At 70.8% G+C, this 16,471-nt stretch carries 12 protein-coding genes and 1 pseudogene; 10 read left to right on the top strand and 3 right to left on the bottom strand.

Features of this window, described 5'->3' with window-relative positions; translation table 11 throughout:
- Positions 1-41: 41 nt before the first annotated feature.
- The 5 genes and pseudogenes from ACTMTU_RS30510 to ACTMTU_RS30490 all read left to right on the top strand — a co-directional run bounded on the left by ACTMTU_RS30510 (position 42) and on the right by ACTMTU_RS30490 (position 6,700).
- Positions 42-806 (top strand): NUDIX hydrolase, encoded by a 765-nt coding sequence (locus ACTMTU_RS30510; RefSeq protein ID WP_441266655.1) that lies wholly within the window; start codon positions 42-44, stop codon positions 804-806.
- 712 nt (positions 807-1,518) lie between these two features.
- Positions 1,519-2,770 (top strand): annotated as a pseudogene (locus ACTMTU_RS30505) (ABC transporter ATP-binding protein); the annotation flags it as partial.
- Between the two features lie 159 nt (positions 2,771-2,929).
- A complete protein-coding gene (locus ACTMTU_RS30500; protein WP_441266654.1) occupies positions 2,930-3,817 on the top strand; it encodes a FadR/GntR family transcriptional regulator in 888 nt (295 codons plus the stop codon).
- A gap of 338 nt (positions 3,818-4,155) precedes the next feature.
- Entirely contained in the window at positions 4,156-5,709 is a 1,554-nt protein-coding gene (locus tag ACTMTU_RS30495) for an RNA polymerase sigma factor (RefSeq protein ID WP_189474689.1), read from the top strand.
- Positions 5,710-5,869: 160 nt separating this feature from the next.
- The gene (locus tag ACTMTU_RS30490) at positions 5,870-6,700 is read left to right on the top strand and encodes a serine protease (protein ID WP_441266653.1); all 831 of its coding nucleotides are present in this window, start codon (positions 5,870-5,872) and stop codon (positions 6,698-6,700) included.
- A gap of 126 nt (positions 6,701-6,826) precedes the next feature.
- Here ACTMTU_RS30490 and ACTMTU_RS30485 read toward each other — a convergent pair whose 3' ends face one another.
- A complete protein-coding gene (locus tag ACTMTU_RS30485) occupies positions 6,827-7,057 on the bottom strand; it encodes a DUF7455 domain-containing protein (protein ID WP_005311020.1) in 231 nt (76 codons plus the stop codon).
- 432 nt (positions 7,058-7,489) lie between these two features.
- Between ACTMTU_RS30485 and ACTMTU_RS30480 the strand changes: the two genes are divergently transcribed.
- From ACTMTU_RS30480 to ACTMTU_RS30460, 5 genes are all read left to right on the top strand, one after another.
- Positions 7,490-9,616, top strand: a complete 2,127-nt coding sequence (locus ACTMTU_RS30480) for a DNA gyrase/topoisomerase IV subunit B (RefSeq protein WP_441266652.1) — start codon at positions 7,490-7,492, stop codon at positions 9,614-9,616.
- A 118-nt stretch (positions 9,617-9,734) separates the two neighbouring features.
- The gene (locus ACTMTU_RS30475; RefSeq protein ID WP_441266714.1) at positions 9,735-10,913 is read left to right on the top strand and encodes a sensor histidine kinase; all 1,179 of its coding nucleotides are present in this window, start codon (positions 9,735-9,737) and stop codon (positions 10,911-10,913) included.
- The gene (locus tag ACTMTU_RS30470) at positions 10,910-11,584 is read left to right on the top strand and encodes a response regulator (protein WP_441266651.1); all 675 of its coding nucleotides are present in this window, start codon (positions 10,910-10,912) and stop codon (positions 11,582-11,584) included. Before ACTMTU_RS30475 ends, ACTMTU_RS30470 begins: the two co-directional genes overlap by 4 nt.
- Before the next feature lie 96 nt (positions 11,585-11,680).
- Complete coding sequence (locus tag ACTMTU_RS30465) at positions 11,681-12,157, top strand: DUF485 domain-containing protein (protein ID WP_441266650.1); 477 nt, start codon at positions 11,681-11,683, stop codon at positions 12,155-12,157.
- Positions 12,154-13,776, top strand: coding sequence for a solute symporter family protein (locus ACTMTU_RS30460; RefSeq protein WP_441266649.1), 1,623 nt, complete (start codon positions 12,154-12,156; stop codon positions 13,774-13,776). Before ACTMTU_RS30465 ends, ACTMTU_RS30460 begins: the two co-directional genes overlap by 4 nt.
- Before the next feature lie 45 nt (positions 13,777-13,821).
- Here ACTMTU_RS30460 and ACTMTU_RS30455 read toward each other — a convergent pair whose 3' ends face one another.
- Both ACTMTU_RS30455 and ACTMTU_RS30450 read right to left on the bottom strand, forming a co-directional pair.
- A complete protein-coding gene (locus ACTMTU_RS30455) occupies positions 13,822-14,502 on the bottom strand; it encodes a DUF7342 family protein (RefSeq protein ID WP_441266648.1) in 681 nt (226 codons plus the stop codon).
- Positions 14,499-16,226, bottom strand: a complete 1,728-nt coding sequence (locus ACTMTU_RS30450; protein WP_441266647.1) for an ATP-binding protein — start codon at positions 16,224-16,226, stop codon at positions 14,499-14,501. The genes ACTMTU_RS30455 and ACTMTU_RS30450 overlap by 4 nt, the downstream gene beginning before the upstream one ends.
- Positions 16,227-16,471 lie beyond the last annotated feature (245 nt).

Raw genomic sequence — 16,471 nt, 5'->3', positions numbered from 1 at the left:
AAGGGTGTGTTTATCGTCAGGCAGACGACTATGATCGCGGCATGTCGCCCTACGACCCGTCGGCCTTCCCGCCCTTTGCCGTCACTGTCGACCTGGTCGTGCTCACCGTGCGTCGGCATGCGCTCTGTGCCCTCGTCGTACGCCGAGGCGAGCCACCGTTCCAGGGACGGTGGGCGCTGCCCGGAGGCTTCGTCAGGGGCGACGAGGACCTGGCGGCGGCGGCCGCCCGCGAACTGGCCGAGGAAACGGGACTGTGCGCGCACGACCCCGCCTCACCGGGATCGGCCAACGGCGCCCACCTTGAACAGCTCGCCACATACGGCGACCCCAAGCGCGATCCACGGATGCGGGTGGTGAGCGTCGCGCACCTCGTGCTCGCCCCGGACCTGCCGGCGCCCCGTGCCGGCGGCGACGCGAACAGCGCCCGTTGGGCGCCGGTCGAGGAACTCCTCGCCCGGGACACCGCTTTCGCCAGGGAGGACGAACAGCAGGCGCCGCTGGCCTTCGACCACGCGGTGATCCTGGCGGACGGCGTGGAACGGGCCCGTTCCAAGATCGAGTACTCGTCCCTGGCCACGGCGTTCTGCCCACCGGAGTTCACCGTCGGAGAGCTGCGGAGGGTGTACGAAGCGGTGTGGGGCGTCGCCCTCGACCCCCGCAACTTCCACCGCAAGGTCACTGGTACGCCGGGCTTCCTGGTCCCGGCCGGCGGCACGACCACCCGGCAGGGCGGCCGGCCCGCCCAGCTTTTCCGGGCCGGTGGCGCCACGATTCTGAACCCGCCGATGCTGCGGCCCGAGGTCTGACCTCGGGCGGGCCGGGACGCAGTGGCCCCGCATACACGGTTCCGGCAGGGCAGGGCTATCGCAGGGCATGCCATGAGCGCCCGCGGGGATCAGCGCCCGGGCTACTCCTCCGCGGCCCGCCCAGGGGCAGCCGCGCCTGGAAACACCCTCCGGTGAGCTCTTGGCCGTGGGCGAGGCCAGGTGCGGGCCTTGCCCCGGGGGTGAGGCCCGAGGCAAGGCCGGTCCAAGGCGTGGCCCCAGTGCGGCCCGGTTCCGGGCGCGGGCGACATCCGGCCCGGCGGACCCCGGCCAAGGGCCGATGTCCGGCCCGGCCGACCCTCGACCCGGGCCGACTCCTGATCCGGGCCTACACCGGGCCTACCCCGACCGGGCCTACCTCCGACCCGAGCCCTGCCCCCCGGCCAGGGCCGACGCCCGCTCCCGGCTGCCCTGGCCGGTCCAAGGCGTGGCCCCAGTGCGGCCCGGTTCCGAGCGCGGGCGACATCCGGCCCGGCGGACCCCGGCCCCGGCCGATCCCCGGTCCCGCCCCCGCCCCCGTCCGGACGAAAGCCTGGCCCCTCAGGCATGGCCTGACACCCGGGACTTCCGGCGATGCGCAAGAAGTCTGAAATGTCGAGTTATGTTGCTCCGGTATCCGTGCTGCCGCTGAGCGGTCTCACCTTCCGCGAGAGAGGCGAGAGAAGCGATGCTCCTGCTCGCGGACCAGGAGGCCGCAGAGTTCTCACGGACACGGCTCCGGCCCCGGGTCGCCGTCCGTACCCCGCACGCCGCCCGCCTCTCCGCCGTCCTCGCGCGCGATGCGGCGCTCGGTGGAGGTGGTCGCCGAGAGTAGTGGTGTGCTTGCCGTCTTCGGCAGCAGCTGTGCCGAGGTGGGCGACACCGCCTTCCGGCACGGCGTACTCGTCCACCGCCTCACCGAGGAGGTCGGCGACACGGCTCCGGCGCCCGAGGCCGGGCCCGTCGCCGAGACCGCAACTCCCCGGAGTCCCGCGCCTCTCCCGCCCTCGACTGCCTCCCCGGCTTCAGCTCCAGTGCCGCCAGCAGCCCCCGAGTCGGCCCCATCCCCAGCCTCAGTGCCTGCCCCCACGCCTGCCTCCACGCCCGCCCTCAACCCCACGCTGCCCCCCACGCCCGCCCCCGCCCCCGCAGCCCCCACCCCCGCCCCGCCGTTCCGCGGGCGCCGCAGCCGGTGCGCAGTCCCCGGTGGCCACTGCGCTACGAGCTCCGCCGGCTCCTCGGTGTCCGGACTTCTCCGCTGATTGCTCTGGCCGCGGTTGCCGCCTCGCTCGCCCTGTGCCTCGTGCTGGCCCGGACCGGCGCGACCACGGTGAAGCCGCACACCGTCGCCGCCTGGCCCGGTTTCCTGCCGCTGCCTCCGGCGGCCTTCGGGGCCGGGCTGATCGGTGCGCTCGCCTTCGGTGAGGAGTCCGTTACCCCGCTCTCGCGTCCGCGCGGGGCGCGGTGCCCCGCCGGCTGGGACTGCTTCTGGCCAAGCTCGGTGTGACGGTGGTGGCCGCCGTCACGCTCGCGGCGCTCGTGGTGGCCCTCGATGTGCAGGCGCTCCGGCTGGTGTCCGGCCGGAATCGGTGGCGCTGCCGCCCGGCTGGCCTGCGCCGGCGGCCGGTTGGTGCGCCCTCTGTGTCGGTTGCGCATGGGCGGGCCTGCTCGCCGCGGGGGTCTTCAGGGTCACCGCGGCCGGAGTCGCCGCGGTTCTCGCCGTGCCGGTCCTCGTGGCGCCCCTCGCACACAAGGTGCTCGTCGTACCGGCAGTCCGTTCGATAGCCGGACTGTCCGGCAGGCTCCGGGAGCCGGCATGGGTCGAGCTTCCGCAGTAGGCGGATCGCCGGCTGATCGCAGCGATGCGGTTGCCGGCGCAACCCGTGGGCGTCGCGCTGGTGTTGTCGTTGGTGGCCCTGATCTGCGCATTTGTGTTCACCGACCTTCGCCGGAGGGCGTTTTGGTGATCAACGGCGACCGGCTGTCCGTGAACTGCCCGCAACGTCTTGGGGAATGCCCGTTTCTTTCCGATAAGGCGTCAATTGCGGGGTGGGCGCCGATCACCCTTTCGTGTGCTTTTCACCAAAGACCTCAAGGGGCTCGGAAGCTGAGCCGACAAAGGATGCGTGAGTACCCTTGCGCACACCATGATGCCCCCCGCCCGCCCCGCCGAGACCGGTCTGGCCGGCCCGGGGGAACTCGACCGTTACGGCTACGGGGAGTCGCCCGCGGCCGATCGCGTCGCTCCTCCCGCCTGGGAAGCGGCCGACACCGAGTTGGGCCGGGTGGGCCGCCGTACGGCAGGCAGCCGCGGTCGCGGCCTGCACGGCCAACTCGTCCAGCAGCTCGGCCAGATGATCGTCTCGGGCGATCTCGGGGCCGACCGTCCGCTCGTCCCCGAGGAGATCGGCCAGCGCTTCGAGGTCTCCCGCACGGTCGTGCGCGAGTCTCTCCGTGTCCTCGAGGCGAAGGGGCTGGTCAGCGCCCGCCCCAATGTCGGCACCCGGGTCCGGCCCGTCAGCGACTGGAACCTTCTCGACCCCGACATCATCGAGTGGCGCGCCTTCGGCCCGCAGCGTGACGACCAGCGCCGTGAGCTGAGCGAGCTGCGTTGGACGATCGAGCCGCTGGCGGCCCGGCTCGCCGCCGGTCACGGCCGCGAGGACGTCCAGCAGCGTCTCGGCGACATGGTCGAGATCATGGGCCATGCCCTGACTCAGGGTGACGGCCTCACCTTTTCGCGCGCCGACGCCGAATTCCACTCCCTGCTCATCCAGCTTGCGGGCAACCGCATGCTCGAGCACCTGTCGGGCATCGTTTCGGCCGCGCTCCAGGTGTCCGGCGGCCCGGTCGCGGGCTGTGACCGCCCGACCGAGGCGTCCCTGTCGCACCACGCCCACATCGCGGAAGCCCTCGCCTCCGGGGACGCCCACGCCGCCGAGGCCGCCATGCGCCGGCTGCTCACCGTTCACCCGGAAGGGGAGCGAGTGGTCCCCGCGCCGCGTGAGCACTGACCGCGTCGGCGGTCGGCGAGTGCGACGGTGTTCGGGCTGCATGTCGCCGGATTCCCAGGGGGTCCGGCGACTCGCACTGCACTGATCGCACCACTTCGACCGTAAAGCGGCATTTGGGGTGTGACTCGGGCCACGTGGATTGGGCGTAACACTCCTCGAGACAGCGCGATGACCTAAGAGGTGACAGCCGAGGAGGGAATACAGCCGCCGTACATGGCGCTGTGACAGCTCCTGGGTTTTGCCCGCGCCACCGGCACATCCGCAGCCCGGTGGTCGTCGGCTCCGGCCCGATCATGGGTGGGGCCGGAAGCCGTTTCCATCGTTCCGAGAGGTTGTTCGTGTCGGCCAGCACATCCCGTACGCTCCCGCCGGAGATCGCCGAGTCCGAGTCTGTGATGGCGCTCATCGAGCGGGGAAAGGCTGATGGGCAGATCGCCGGCGATGACGTGCGTCGTGCCTTCGAAGCTGACCAGATTCCGCCAACCCAGTGGAAGAATGTTCTGCGCAGCCTCAATCAGATCCTCGAGGAAGAGGGTGTGACGCTGATGGTCAGTGCAGCGGAGTCGCCGAAGCGCGCCCGCAAGAGCGTCGCAGCGAAGAGCCCGGCAAAGCGCACCGCCACCAAGACCGTCGCCGCCAAGACCACCACGGCGAAGACCGTCGCGGCCACCGCGGCTCCGACGGCCGAGACCGTCGAGGTCCCGGCCGACGAGTCCTCGGAGACCGCGCCCGCGAAGAAGGCGGCCGCCAAGAAGGCGACGGCCAAGAAGACGGTGGCGAAGAAGACCACCGCCAAGAAGACGGCGGCGAAGAAGACCACCGCCAAGAAGGACAGCGACGACGCCGAGGGCGAGGAGCTGCTCGACGAGGCCCAGCCCGCGGGCAAGGGCGACGAGGAAGAGCCCGAAGGCGAGAGCAAGGGCTTCGTCCTCTCCGACGACGACGAGGACGACGCGCCCGCGCAGCAGGTCGCGGTCGCCGGTGCCACCGCCGACCCGGTCAAGGACTACCTGAAGCAGATCGGCAAGGTCCCCCTGCTCAACGCCGAGCAGGAGGTCGAGCTCGCCAAGCGCATCGAGGCCGGTCTGTTCGCCGAGGACAAGCTGGCGAACTCGGACAAGCTGGCCCCGAAGCTCAAGCGCGAGCTCGAGATCATCGCCGAGGACGGCCGTCGCGCCAAGAACCACCTGCTGGAGGCCAACCTCCGGCTGGTCGTTTCGCTGGCCAAGCGCTACACGGGCCGCGGCATGCTCTTCCTGGACCTGATCCAGGAGGGCAACCTCGGTCTGATCCGCGCGGTCGAGAAGTTCGACTACACCAAGGGCTACAAGTTCTCCACGTACGCCACCTGGTGGATCCGTCAGGCGATCACCCGCGCCATGGCCGACCAGGCGCGCACCATCCGTATCCCGGTGCACATGGTCGAGGTCATCAACAAGCTCGCGCGCGTCCAGCGCCAGATGCTCCAGGACCTGGGCCGTGAGCCCACCCCGGAGGAGCTGGCCAAGGAGCTCGACATGACCCCCGAGAAGGTCATCGAGGTCCAGAAGTACGGCCGTGAGCCGATCTCGCTGCACACCCCGCTCGGTGAGGACGGCGACAGCGAGTTCGGTGACCTGATCGAGGACTCCGAGGCGGTCGTCCCGGCCGACGCGGTCAGCTTCACCCTCCTGCAGGAGCAGCTCCACTCGGTGCTCGACACCCTGTCCGAGCGTGAGGCGGGCGTGGTGTCCATGCGCTTCGGTCTCACGGACGGCCAGCCGAAGACCCTGGACGAGATCGGCAAGGTCTACGGCGTGACGCGAGAGCGCATCCGGCAGATCGAGTCCAAGACGATGTCCAAGCTGCGTCACCCGTCGCGTTCGCAGGTCCTGCGCGACTACCTCGACTAGGCCGCACCTGATCGAGGCGCGGGACACGCGCGCCGAACGCCTTCGAAGGGCCCGGATCCCCATGGGGGAGCCGGGCCCTTCGGCGTGGCGCGAGGGTGCGCGAGACGGCCGATTGGACGACTCTGGGTGGGATCGGATTCACGCAGAGTCAGGAGACCGTATGCGTCGCCCCACTGCCCGAAGCCTCGCCGGGGTGCCGGCTCTGATCGCAGCAGCGGTCGTGACAACACCGGCGATGTCCTTCCCCGCCGCCGCCGACAGCGTCGTCGTCGGCGGGTACGAGGTTCGTGCCGACGAGAGTCCATGGGTGGTCGCGCTGGCCAGCCGCGACCGGTTCGGCCCAGCGCGGAGCGGACAGTTCTGCGGAGGTGTGGTCGTGGCGCCCACCAAGGTGATGACAGCAGCTCACTGTCTGAGCAACACCGTCCTCGGAAAGGAGGCCGCGTCCGTGCGCGATCTACGGGTGATCGCGGGACGCTCGAAGCTGGCCGGCGAGGGCGGCCGGGAGGTGCCCGTACGGGGAACGTGGGTCACGCCCGCGTACGACCCGGTCACGAACAGTGCCGACATGGCGCTGCTGACCCTCTCGGAGGCCCTGCCCGATAGTCATGTGCTGCCGGTGGCGGCGGCGGGGGACCCGGCGTACCAGGTGGGCACGGTCGCGACCGTGTACGGCTGGGGTGACACACAGGGCAACGGCAGTTACGCGTCGTCGCTGCGGGCGGCACGGGTGTCCGTCCTGCCGGACGACACGTGCGCGAAGGCCTACCCCGGCGGGCAGGGCAGCAGGTACGCACCCTCCACGATGCTGTGCGCGGGGGACCCGAAGGGCGGGCACGACGCCTGCCAGGGGGACAGCGGAGGGCCGCTGATCGCCGGGGGCAGGCTCATCGGCCTGGTCTCCTGGGGCAGCGGCTGCGGGCGCCCTGATGGTCCGGGCGTCTATACGCGGGTCTCCGCGGTGGTGCCGCGGACGGCCGGTGCCGACTGACCGGTCCGGCGGGCCGGCACCCGGAAAACAGTCACGGAACGAGAGCGGGCGGCTTCCCCCGGTGGCCGGGGGAGCCGCCCATCGACCGGTCCTGGACCGGCCCTTGGCTCGTCGGGATGTGAGGTGTCAGTGATCCTCTTCGCCGGTGTCTGCCGGCACGGCCGTCAGGCGGTCCGTCTCATCCTGTATTTCCGCGGCGATCTTCTTGAGTTCCGGCTCGAACTTGCGCCCGTGGTGGGCGCAGAAGAGCAGTTCACCACCGCTGATCAGTACGACGCGCAGATAAGCCTGGGCGCCGCAGCGGTCGCAGCGGTCAGCGGCCGTCAGCGGGCTCGCGGGGGTCAGAACAGTAGTCACGTCGCCTCTTCTCTAGCTCGACGAGCTGTCGTACCAGGGTCAACATCCAACCAGGCCGAAAACGTTCCCGCTCGTGGCTTTTCCTCGAAACTTTTTCCCGAGGTGGCTGTCTGCTGCCGGTTGGCGGCGAATGAGCCGTATTGCTTCGCTCTACGGATTTCGCGTTGCTTGTCTCGTTTGGCCCTCCCGGCCGGGTTGCCGGTTGTTGATGAGGACGTGCCCGGAGCCTAAATGGTTCATGCCCCGTTGGGAACGTGATGTGCACGTCACTCCATCGAGGGATCGAACACCCATGCGAAGCTGCACTAGCATGAGAAATCAGGTGGGTGGCGTTACATCGGCTCTACCAGGCCTCGGTACGCTCTCACCGGCGACCGACGCCGGGCCCGTACCCCCTTGGCCACATTTGAAATTCAGCGAGGAGCGAACCGCGTGACCGCCGAATCGTCCGTGCCGTCCACAGCACTGCTGACAGCAGACCGTGACGGGTCCAACTACACCGCGCGGCACCTGCTCGTCCTGGAGGGGCTCGAGGCGGTTCGCAAACGACCTGGCATGTACATCGGCTCGACCGACAGCCGCGGCCTCCTGCACTGCCTCTGGGAGATCATCGACAACTCCGTCGACGAGGCCCTCGGCGGCCACTGCGACCACATCGAGGTGATCCTCCACGAGGACGGCTCCGTCGAGGTCCGGGACAACGGCCGCGGCATCCCCGTGGACGTGGAGCCCAAGACCGGGCTCTCCGGGGTCGAGGTCGTGATGACCAAGCTGCACGCCGGCGGCAAGTTCGGCGGCGGCTCCTACGCGGCCTCCGGCGGTCTCCACGGTGTCGGCGCCTCGGTGGTGAACGCCCTCTCCGCCCGCCTCGACGTCGAGGTCGACCGCGGTGGCGCGACCCACATGATCAGCTTCCGGCGCGGCGTGCCCGGCATCTTCACCGAGTCCGGCCCCGACGCCCCCTTCGACCCTGCGAACGGCCTGCGCAAGGGCAAGCGCGTCCCGAAGGCCAGGACCGGCACCCGCGTCCGTTACTGGGCGGACCGCCAGATCTTCCTCAAGGACGCCAAGCTCTCCCTGGAGACGCTCCACCAGCGCGCCCGTCAGACCGCCTTCCTCGTGCCCGGCCTGACCATCGTCGTCCACGACGAGCGCGGCCTGAGCGACGCCGGCGGCGAGGGCAAGAGCGTGGAGACCTTCCGCTTCGACGGGGGGATCAGCGAGTTCTGCGAGTACCTGGCCCAGGACAAGCCGGTCTGCGACGTGCTGAGGCTCACCGGCCAGGGCACGTTCAAGGAGACCGTCCCCGTGCTCGACGAGCGCGGCCACATGACCCCGACGGAGGTCACCCGCGAGCTCGGCGTGGACATCGCCCTGCGCTGGGGCACCGGGTACGACACCACGCTCAAGTCCTTCGTCAACATCATCGCCACCCCCAAGGGCGGCACCCATGTGACCGGCTTCGAACGCTCCGTGACCAAGACGATGAACGAGGTGCTGCGCTCCGCCAAGATGCTGCGCGTCGCCGAGGACGACATCGTGAAGGACGACGCGTTGGAGGGGCTCACCGCCGTCGTCACCGTCCGCCTCGCGGAGCCGCAGTTCGAGGGCCAGACCAAGGAGGTCCTCGGCACCTCGGCGGCCAACAGGATCGTCGCCAACGTGGTGGCCAAGGAGCTCAAGGCATTCCTGACGTCCACCAAGCGGGACGCCAAGGCGCAGGCCCGCGCGGTGCTGGAGAAGGCCGTGGCGGCCGCCCGTACGCGTATCGCGGCCCGCCAGCACAAGGAGGCGCAGCGCAGGAAGACCGCCCTGGAGTCCTCGTCCCTGCCCGCCAAGCTCGCCGACTGCCGCAGTGACGACGTGGAGCGCAGCGAGCTCTTCATCGTCGAGGGCGACTCCGCGCTCGGCACCGCCAAGCTGGCGCGCAACAGCGAGTTCCAGGCACTCCTGCCGATCCGCGGCAAGATCCTCAACGTCCAGAAGTCGTCGGTCTCCGACATGCTGAAGAACGCCGAGTGCGGGGCGATCATCCAGGTCATAGGGGCCGGCTCGGGCAGGACGTTCGACATCGACGCCGCCCGCTACGGCAAGATCGTCCTGCTGGTCGACGCCGACGTCGACGGCGCGCACATCCGCTGTCTGCTGCTGACGCTCTTCCAGCGCTACATGCGGCCCATGGTGGAGGCCGGCCGGGTGTTCGCCGCCGTGCCGCCGCTGCACCGGATCGAGCTGATCCAGCCCAAGAAGGGCCAGGACAAGTACGTCTACACGTACTCCGACAACGAGCTGCGGCAGACGCTGCTGGAGTTCCAGCGCAAGGGTGTCCGCTTCAAGGACTCCATCCAGCGCTACAAGGGCCTCGGGGAGATGGACGCCGACCAGCTGGCGGAGACGACCATGGATCCGCGCCACCGGACCCTGCGCCGCATCAACATCGGTGACCTGGAGTCCTCTGAGCAGATCTTCGACCTGCTCATGGGCAACGAGGTCGCTCCCCGTAAGGAGTTCATCACCAGCTCGGCGGCCACGCTGGACCGCTCGCGCATCGACGCCTGACCGGTACGACCGGTCGTGCACCCAGGGGTGGAGCCGAGGACTCCACCCCTGGTCCGATCCGGCCGGGCTCCCCGCTCCCTAGCATCGGGTGCGACGGAGGAGGACACACGTGCCCGGCGTGCCCAGGAGCAAATGGACCGAGTGGCCCACCCGCGAGGCCCTGTCCGGCATCGGTGTCCCGCGGGCCCGGCACGTGCTGGACTTCGCGCTGCTCGCCGCCCTGTCGTCGTGGGCGGTGTCCAGCGCGTACACGTCCGAGGTCTTCCACGGCTGGGGGGCGGTGCTTCCGCCGCTGGGTCTCCTGGGCTGTGCGGCGTCCGCCGCGCGCTACCACCGCACCACTCTCGAGAACCGGCTGACCGCCTCGCTGGGGCTGCTCGGCATCATCGCGGTCATCGGCCTCGGTGCGCACGCCGCCGGGGCGGACGTCCCGGCCATGGTGCTGTGGGTCTCGGTCGCCCTCATGGCGATCGAGCGGCTGCCGGTGGCCCCCGTCGTCGCGATCGTCATGCTTCCGGTGGCCGGATTCCTGCTGACCGCGGAGAGCACGCTGGGAGCACTGCTCACCACCGCCGCCGTCGTGCTCGGCGGGTGCGCCCTGCGTCTCGACGCCCAGGCCCGTGGCGCGGGATTCCGGCTGCTCGCGCAGGAGCGGGCGGCCCGTGAGGCCGAGGCGGTCTCCGCCGCTCTCGCCGAGCGGGCCAGGATCGCCCGTGAGATCCACGATGTGCTGGCGCACAGCCTGTCGGCGCAGCTGGTGCACCTGGAAGCGGCCCGGCTGCAGATCGAGCGTGGCCCGGAAGGGCCCTTCCGTGACCAGGTACTGGAGCGGGTCGTCGCCGCGCGCGGCATGGCCCGCGAGGGACTGGCGGAGACCCGGCAGGCGCTGTCGGCACTGCGTGGTGAGATGGCTCCCGTGGAGGAGTTCCTGCGGGAGCTGGCGGCAGGCGGTCCGGTGTCCACAGAAGTCACCGGGGGGCGGCGGCAGTTGTCCGCGGACGCCTCGCAGGCGGTGCGCAGGGTGGCGCAGGAGGCGATGACCAATGTCCGCAAGCACGCGCCGGGAGCGGTGGTCAGGATCCTGCTCGCCTACCTGGACGCCGAAGTGGTCCTGGAAGTGAGGGACTCGGGGAGGTCGGCGACGCCTGACGGGCCGCGGGTGTCCGGCGAGCTCGGAGGATCCGGTGCCGGGTACGGTCTGCTCGGTATGCGCGAGCGTGCGGAGTTGCTCGGCGGCACGCTCGAGGCGGGTCCGGAGGGGGAGGGGTTCGTGGTGCGACTTCGGGTGCCGGCATGACCGGGGAGATAGCGCGGGTCGTGGTCGCCGACGACCAGGCCGTGGTGCGCGAGGGCATCGTGATGCTGCTGGGACTGCTGCCCGGTATCGAGGTCGTCGGTTCGGCCAGGGACGGGGAGGAGGCGCTCGCGCTCGTCGCCCGACTGTCGCCCGACGTCGTCCTGATGGACCTGAGGATGCCACGGGTCGACGGTGTGGAGGCCACCCGCCGCATCCGCGGCGAGTACCCCGCCACCCAGGTCGTCGTGCTGACCACCTATGCGGACGACGACTCGCTCTTCCCCGCTCTGCGGGCCGGCGCACGGGGATACCTCACCAAGGACGCCGATGGGGACGAGATCGTGCGGGCGATCCAGGACGTCGTCGCCGGCCGGGCCGGGCTGTCCCCGGTGGTCCAGCGGCGTCTGCTCGAGCAGGTCACGGCGGAGCCGCCGCCCACCGGTCCCCGGCTGCCCGACGGGCTGACCGCCCGCGAGGGCGAGGTGCTGGCCCTGATCGCGGAGGGCCTGGGGAACGCGGACATCGCTGCGAGGCTGGGCATCTCCACCGCCACCGTCAAGACCCACATCAACAACCTGTTCGCGAAGGCCGGCCTGCACGACCGGGCGCAGGCGGTCCGGTACGCCTATCGGGAAGGTCTCGCGAAGCCTCCGGGGACAAACGTCACCTGATGGGGTGAAGACCCCCGGAGAAGAGTCCGGGATCTTCCCACTCTGTCCATCCTTGGGCAGGCGGCCGAAACGGTTCGTCGGCAAGGAGAGGTGAGCGTGGAGAAGCAGGAAGGCCCGGACGCCGCCCAAGTGCGGCTCGAGGACCCGTGGTACGACGCGCTGGCCTCCGGCTGGAGCGACCGGGACAGCACCGGAGCCCCTGCCCCCGGCGCGCCGCTCACCGGGGCGGACCCGACGGCCGGACGCAGCGCCGCCGACATCTATCTGGAAGTGCAGCGCAGCGAGGCCTTCCAGGAAGTGCGCGCCCGCTACCGGCGGTTCGTCGTGCCCGCGTCCGCCGCCTTCCTCCTGTGGTACCTGGCGTACGTCGTCGCGGCCACCACCGCGCCGGGGCTGATGGCGAGGCCGGTGGCCGGGGCGGTCAATGTGGCGATGGTCGCCGGACTCGCGCAGTTCCTGACCACCTTCCTGCTGACCTGGGCGTACACCCGCCACGCCCGACTGCGGAGGGACCGGGCCGCGCTCGATCTGCGGTGGGACACGCAGGAGATGACGAGAGGGGCCGGACGTTGAACGGGGACCACCAGGCGCTCGCCCTGCTGCTGTTCAGCGCGTTCATCGCGGTCACCCTCGGCATCACCACCTGGGTGAGCCGCAACAGGCACGGTTCCGCGGAGGAGTTCTACGCGGGCGGACGGCTGTTCTCCCCGATGGAGAACGGCTTCGCCATCGCCGGTGACTACATGTCGGCCGCCTCCTTCCTCGGCATCTCAGGGCTCATCGCGCTCTACGGCTACGACGGGATGCTCTACTCCGTGGGCTTCCTGGTCGCCTGGCTCGTCGTGCTCCTGCTCGTCGCCGAACTGGTCCGCAACTGCGGCCGGTTCACCCTCGCCGACGTCGTGGCCGCCAGGATGAAGGAACGGCCGGTGCGCATCGCGGCCGGCACCTCCTCGGTCACCGTCTCCGTCCTGTACCTGGTGGCGCAGATGGTGGGAGCCGGGAGCCTGGTCGCGCTGCTGCTGGGCGGCACGAGCGAGGCCGCCCGGTCGTGGACCGTCATCGGCGTGGGAGCGCTGATGGTGATCTACGTGTCCATGGGAGGGATGCGGGCCACCACCTGGATCCAGATCGTGAAGGCCGTACTGCTCATGGCGGGCGCGATCGCGATGACCGTGCTGGTGCTGATGCGATTCCACGGCGACTTCAACCAGCTGCTCGACTCCGCCGCCGCACGCAGCGGCCACGGCAAGGACTTCCTCGCGCCGGGCCTCCGGTACGGCGGGGACTGGACCGCGCGCCTGGACTTCATCAGCCTCGGCCTGGCGCTCGTGCTGGGCACGGCGGGGCTGCCGCACATCCTGTCCCGCTTCTACACCGTGCCGACCGCGCGGGCCGCCCGCCGCTCGGTCGTCTGGTCCATCGGTCTCATCGGCAGCTTCTACCTGATGACGATCGTGCTCGGTTTCGGAGCGGCCGCCGTGGTCGGCACCGACGAGGTCCGGGCGTCCAACGCCGCGGGCAACACGGCCGTGCCGCTGCTCGCCCTCGACCTGGGCGGCGGGGCAGGGTCCACCGGGGGTGCCGTCCTGTTCGCGGTCGTGGCCGCCGTGGCCTTCGCGACCATCCTGGCCGTCGTCGCGGGGATCACGCTGGCCTCCTCGGCCTCCGTCGCGCACGACCTTTACGCGACGCTGCGGCGCCGGCGCGCGATCCGGCCGGCGGGCGCGGAGGAGGGCGACGGCCGGTACGGCGAGGTCGCCGTCGCCCGGATCGCCGCCGTCTGCATCGGCGCCGTCGCGATCGCGCTCGGTCTGCTGGCCCGCGACCTGAACGTCGCGTTCCTCGTCGGCCTGGCCTTCGCCGTGGCCGCCTCCGCCAACCTGCCCGTCCTGCTCTACTCGCTGTTCTGGCGGAACTTCACCACGCGCGGTGCCGTCTGGTCCGTCTACGGCGGGCTGGTGCCCGCGGTGCTGCTCGTGCTGGTGTCGCCGGTCGTCTCCGGCAGTGAGCGGTCCCTCTTCCCGGGTGTGGACTTCCACGTCTTCCCACTGGAGAACCCGGGGCTCGTCTCCATCCCGCTGGGCTTCCTGGCCGGCTGGATCGGCACGGTCGTCTCCTCCGAGCCGCCGGACGTGGCGAAGCACGCCGAGACCGAGGTACGGGCGCTGACGGGAGCGGGCGCCGTCTGACGCCGCGGCGCGGGCCGTGGCGTCAGAAACGGCGTCCGGGCGGCGTCAGGTGCTCGCCACCCACACGTAACGGTGCTCCGGGCGGCCGGTCTCGCCGTACCTGAGAGTGAGCCGCACCCTGCCCGCCCGCTCCAGGAGCTTCAGATAGCGCTGGGCGGTCTGCCGGCTCACGCCCGCGCGTTCCGCGATCTCCTGGGCCGACAAAGGGCCGTCGGCGGCCAGCAGCACCTGGCGGACCAGCTCGGCCGTGGTGGGGGAGTGGCCCTTCGGAAGTTCCGGCGCGATCGCCCCGGCCGACAGCGTGCCGAAGATCCGGTCGACCTCGGCCTGTTCGGCCTCCCCACCGCCGTCCAGGGCACGCCGCAGTGTCGCGTACGCCTCGAGCTTGGCGCGCAGCCCGGCGAAGTTGAAGGGCTTGACCAGGTACTGGAGGGCGCCGTGGCGCATCGCCGCCTGGACGGTCGCCACGTCCCGGGCGGCCGTCACCATGATCACGTCCGTCTGGTGGCCGAGCGCGCGGAGCTCCCGGACGACCGACAGACCGTTCTCGTCGGGCAGATAGTGATCGAGCAGGATCAGATCGACGGGCGCCTCGGCGATCCTCGCGAGCGCCTCCGCGGCCGAATGGGCCTCCGCGACGACCCGGAAGCCGGGCACCTTGGCGACATAGGCCGCGTTGATGCGGGCGACCCGGACGTCGTCGTCCACGACCAGTACGTCGATCATCGCGCCTGCCGGACCTCTCGTGCGCCGCCCGCCCCACCCGGTGCGCCGGTCCCGCCGGGATCCGGTGCGTCGAGCGGCCGGGAAATCGGTGGGAGGTCGTCGTCCGGACCGGTCTCGGCCAGGGCGTCGGGCAGTACGACGACGAATTCGGCGCCCTTGGCGGCCGACTCGCGGACCGTGGCGCTACCGCCCTGCCGCTCGGCGAACCTGCGGACCAGCGGCAGCCCCAGGCCGCGCTTGCCGTGGGCCGGCAGTTCCTTGGTGGTCCATCCCTCGGTGAAGATCAGCTCGCGGTGTTCGGCCGGGACACCGGGACCGCTGTCGGCGACCCGGAGGATCACCGTGCTGCCGACGGTGTGCAGCTCGACCTCGATCCGCGGATCCGGTGTGCCCGCTGCCGCGTCCAGCGCGTTGTCGACCAGGTTGCCCACCATCGTGACCAGTCCGCGCGGGTCCACCAGCCGGTCGGGCAGCAGGGTGGCGGGGGCGATCCGCAGCGACACCCCGCGCTCCGCCGCGACCGTCGCCTTGCCGACGAGCAGCGCCGCGAGCAGCGGATCGTGGATCTTCTCCGTGACCTGCTCCGCGGTGGCCCGGTGCACCCCGACCACTTCGGTGACGAACTCCACCGCCTCCTCGTGCATCTCCAGCTCCAGCAGGCCGAGCAGGGTGTGCAGGCGGTTGGCGTGCTCGTGGTCCTGCGCGCGCAGCGCGTCGATCAGCCCGCGGGTGGAGTCGAGCTCACGGCCCAACTGCTCGAGTTCCGTGCGGTCGCGGAGGGTGACGACGGCGCCGCCGTCGTCGGTCGGCATCCGGTTGGCGACGAGGACCCTGCTGCCGCGTACCGTCAGCAGGTCGTCACCGCTCACCCGGCCCGCCAGGACGTCACTGGTGCGTCCCTCGCCCAGCACCTCGTCCAGCGGCCGTCCCGTGGCCTCCGGCCCCACTCCGAGCAGCCGCTGTGCCTCGTCGTTCAGCAGCCGCACACGCCCGGCCGCGTCCAGGGCGACGACGCCTTCCCTGATGCTGTGCAGCATCGCCTCGCGCTCTGCGAGCAGGGCGGAGATGTCGGAGAAGGCGAGGTCATGGGTCTGCCGCTGGAGTCTGCGGGAGATCAGGTACGCGGCGAGCGCCCCCACGGCCAGTGCGCCGCCGGCATAGGCGAGCAGACCCGGGATCGCCGCCACCAGCCGGGCCCGCACGCTGTCGTACTCGATGCCGACGGACACCGCGCCGACGATCCGGCCGTCCTCGTCGCGGAGCGGCACCTTGCCGCGGGCGGACCGACCGAGGGTGCCGCTGTCGATCTCCATCACGTCCCGCCCGGCCAGCGCCTCGCTCGGGTCGGTGGAGACGATCCGGCCGATCTGGGCGGGGGAGGTGTGGGACCAGCGCACGCCGCGCCGGTCCATGACCACGATGTACTCGGCGCCGGTGGCCTGCCTGATCCGTTCCGCCTCGGCCTGGACCGGGCCGTCGGCGGTCGGCGGGGAGCCGGTCACGTCCTCGGCGAGCTCGGGTGACGCGGTGGTCTCCGCGATGGCGAGCGCGCGGCGCATCGCCTGGTCGTCGAGCTGGGCGCTGAGCGGGGCGAGGAAAAGGCCGGTGGCCAGCGCGATGACCCCGGTGACGATCGTCAGCTGCATCAGCAGGACCTGTGAGAAGACCCGCTGCGGCCAGCCGAACCGCCGTCGCCGGGCGGGGGCGGTCGGAACGGGACTCATGCCTAGGAACGGTAAGCGCAGCTGCCTGCTTTCCGAAATTGTGGTCTGCACGCAAAGCGCTTGCGCTCCTTGCGGTCATTTTTCATTTTCCTGACAGGGCGAATGAAAGCCCCTGGTGTCGGCAGATGCGAGGCGGATCGGGGGTTCGGTGCGAGCAGGGGGTGCTTGCCGGGACGGTGGACGCCTTGGCATATCTCTGCAACTCTCTGACTGCCAAACGCAAAAGACGCAGCACTTCGCTGCAC

The sequence above is a fragment of the Streptomyces sp. OZ13 genome (assembly GCF_052068155.1).
In the GTDB taxonomy this organism is placed as follows: Bacteria; Actinomycetota; Actinomycetes; order Streptomycetales; family Streptomycetaceae; genus Streptomyces.
The sequence above is the reverse complement of the archived record's forward strand: the minus strand, read 5'-3'. Positions and strand labels throughout refer to the sequence as shown.

Bases quoted from the DNA above. Each gene is read 5' to 3' on its own strand.
- ACTMTU_RS30510 (WP_441266655.1), top strand. From the start codon at position 42: ATGTCGCCCTACGACCCGTCGGCCTTCCCGCCCTTTGCCGTCACTGTC.
- ACTMTU_RS30490 (WP_441266653.1), top strand. From the start codon at position 5,870: ATGCGTCGCCCCACTGCCCGAAGCCTCGCCGGGGTGCCGGCTCTGATC.
- ACTMTU_RS30470 (WP_441266651.1), top strand. From the start codon at position 10,910: ATGACCGGGGAGATAGCGCGGGTCGTGGTCGCCGACGACCAGGCCGTG.
- ACTMTU_RS30455 (WP_441266648.1), bottom strand. From the start codon at position 14,502: ATGATCGACGTACTGGTCGTGGACGACGACGTCCGGGTCGCCCGCATC.
- ACTMTU_RS30450 (WP_441266647.1), bottom strand. From the start codon at position 16,226: ATGAGTCCCGTTCCGACCGCCCCCGCCCGGCGACGGCGGTTCGGCTGG.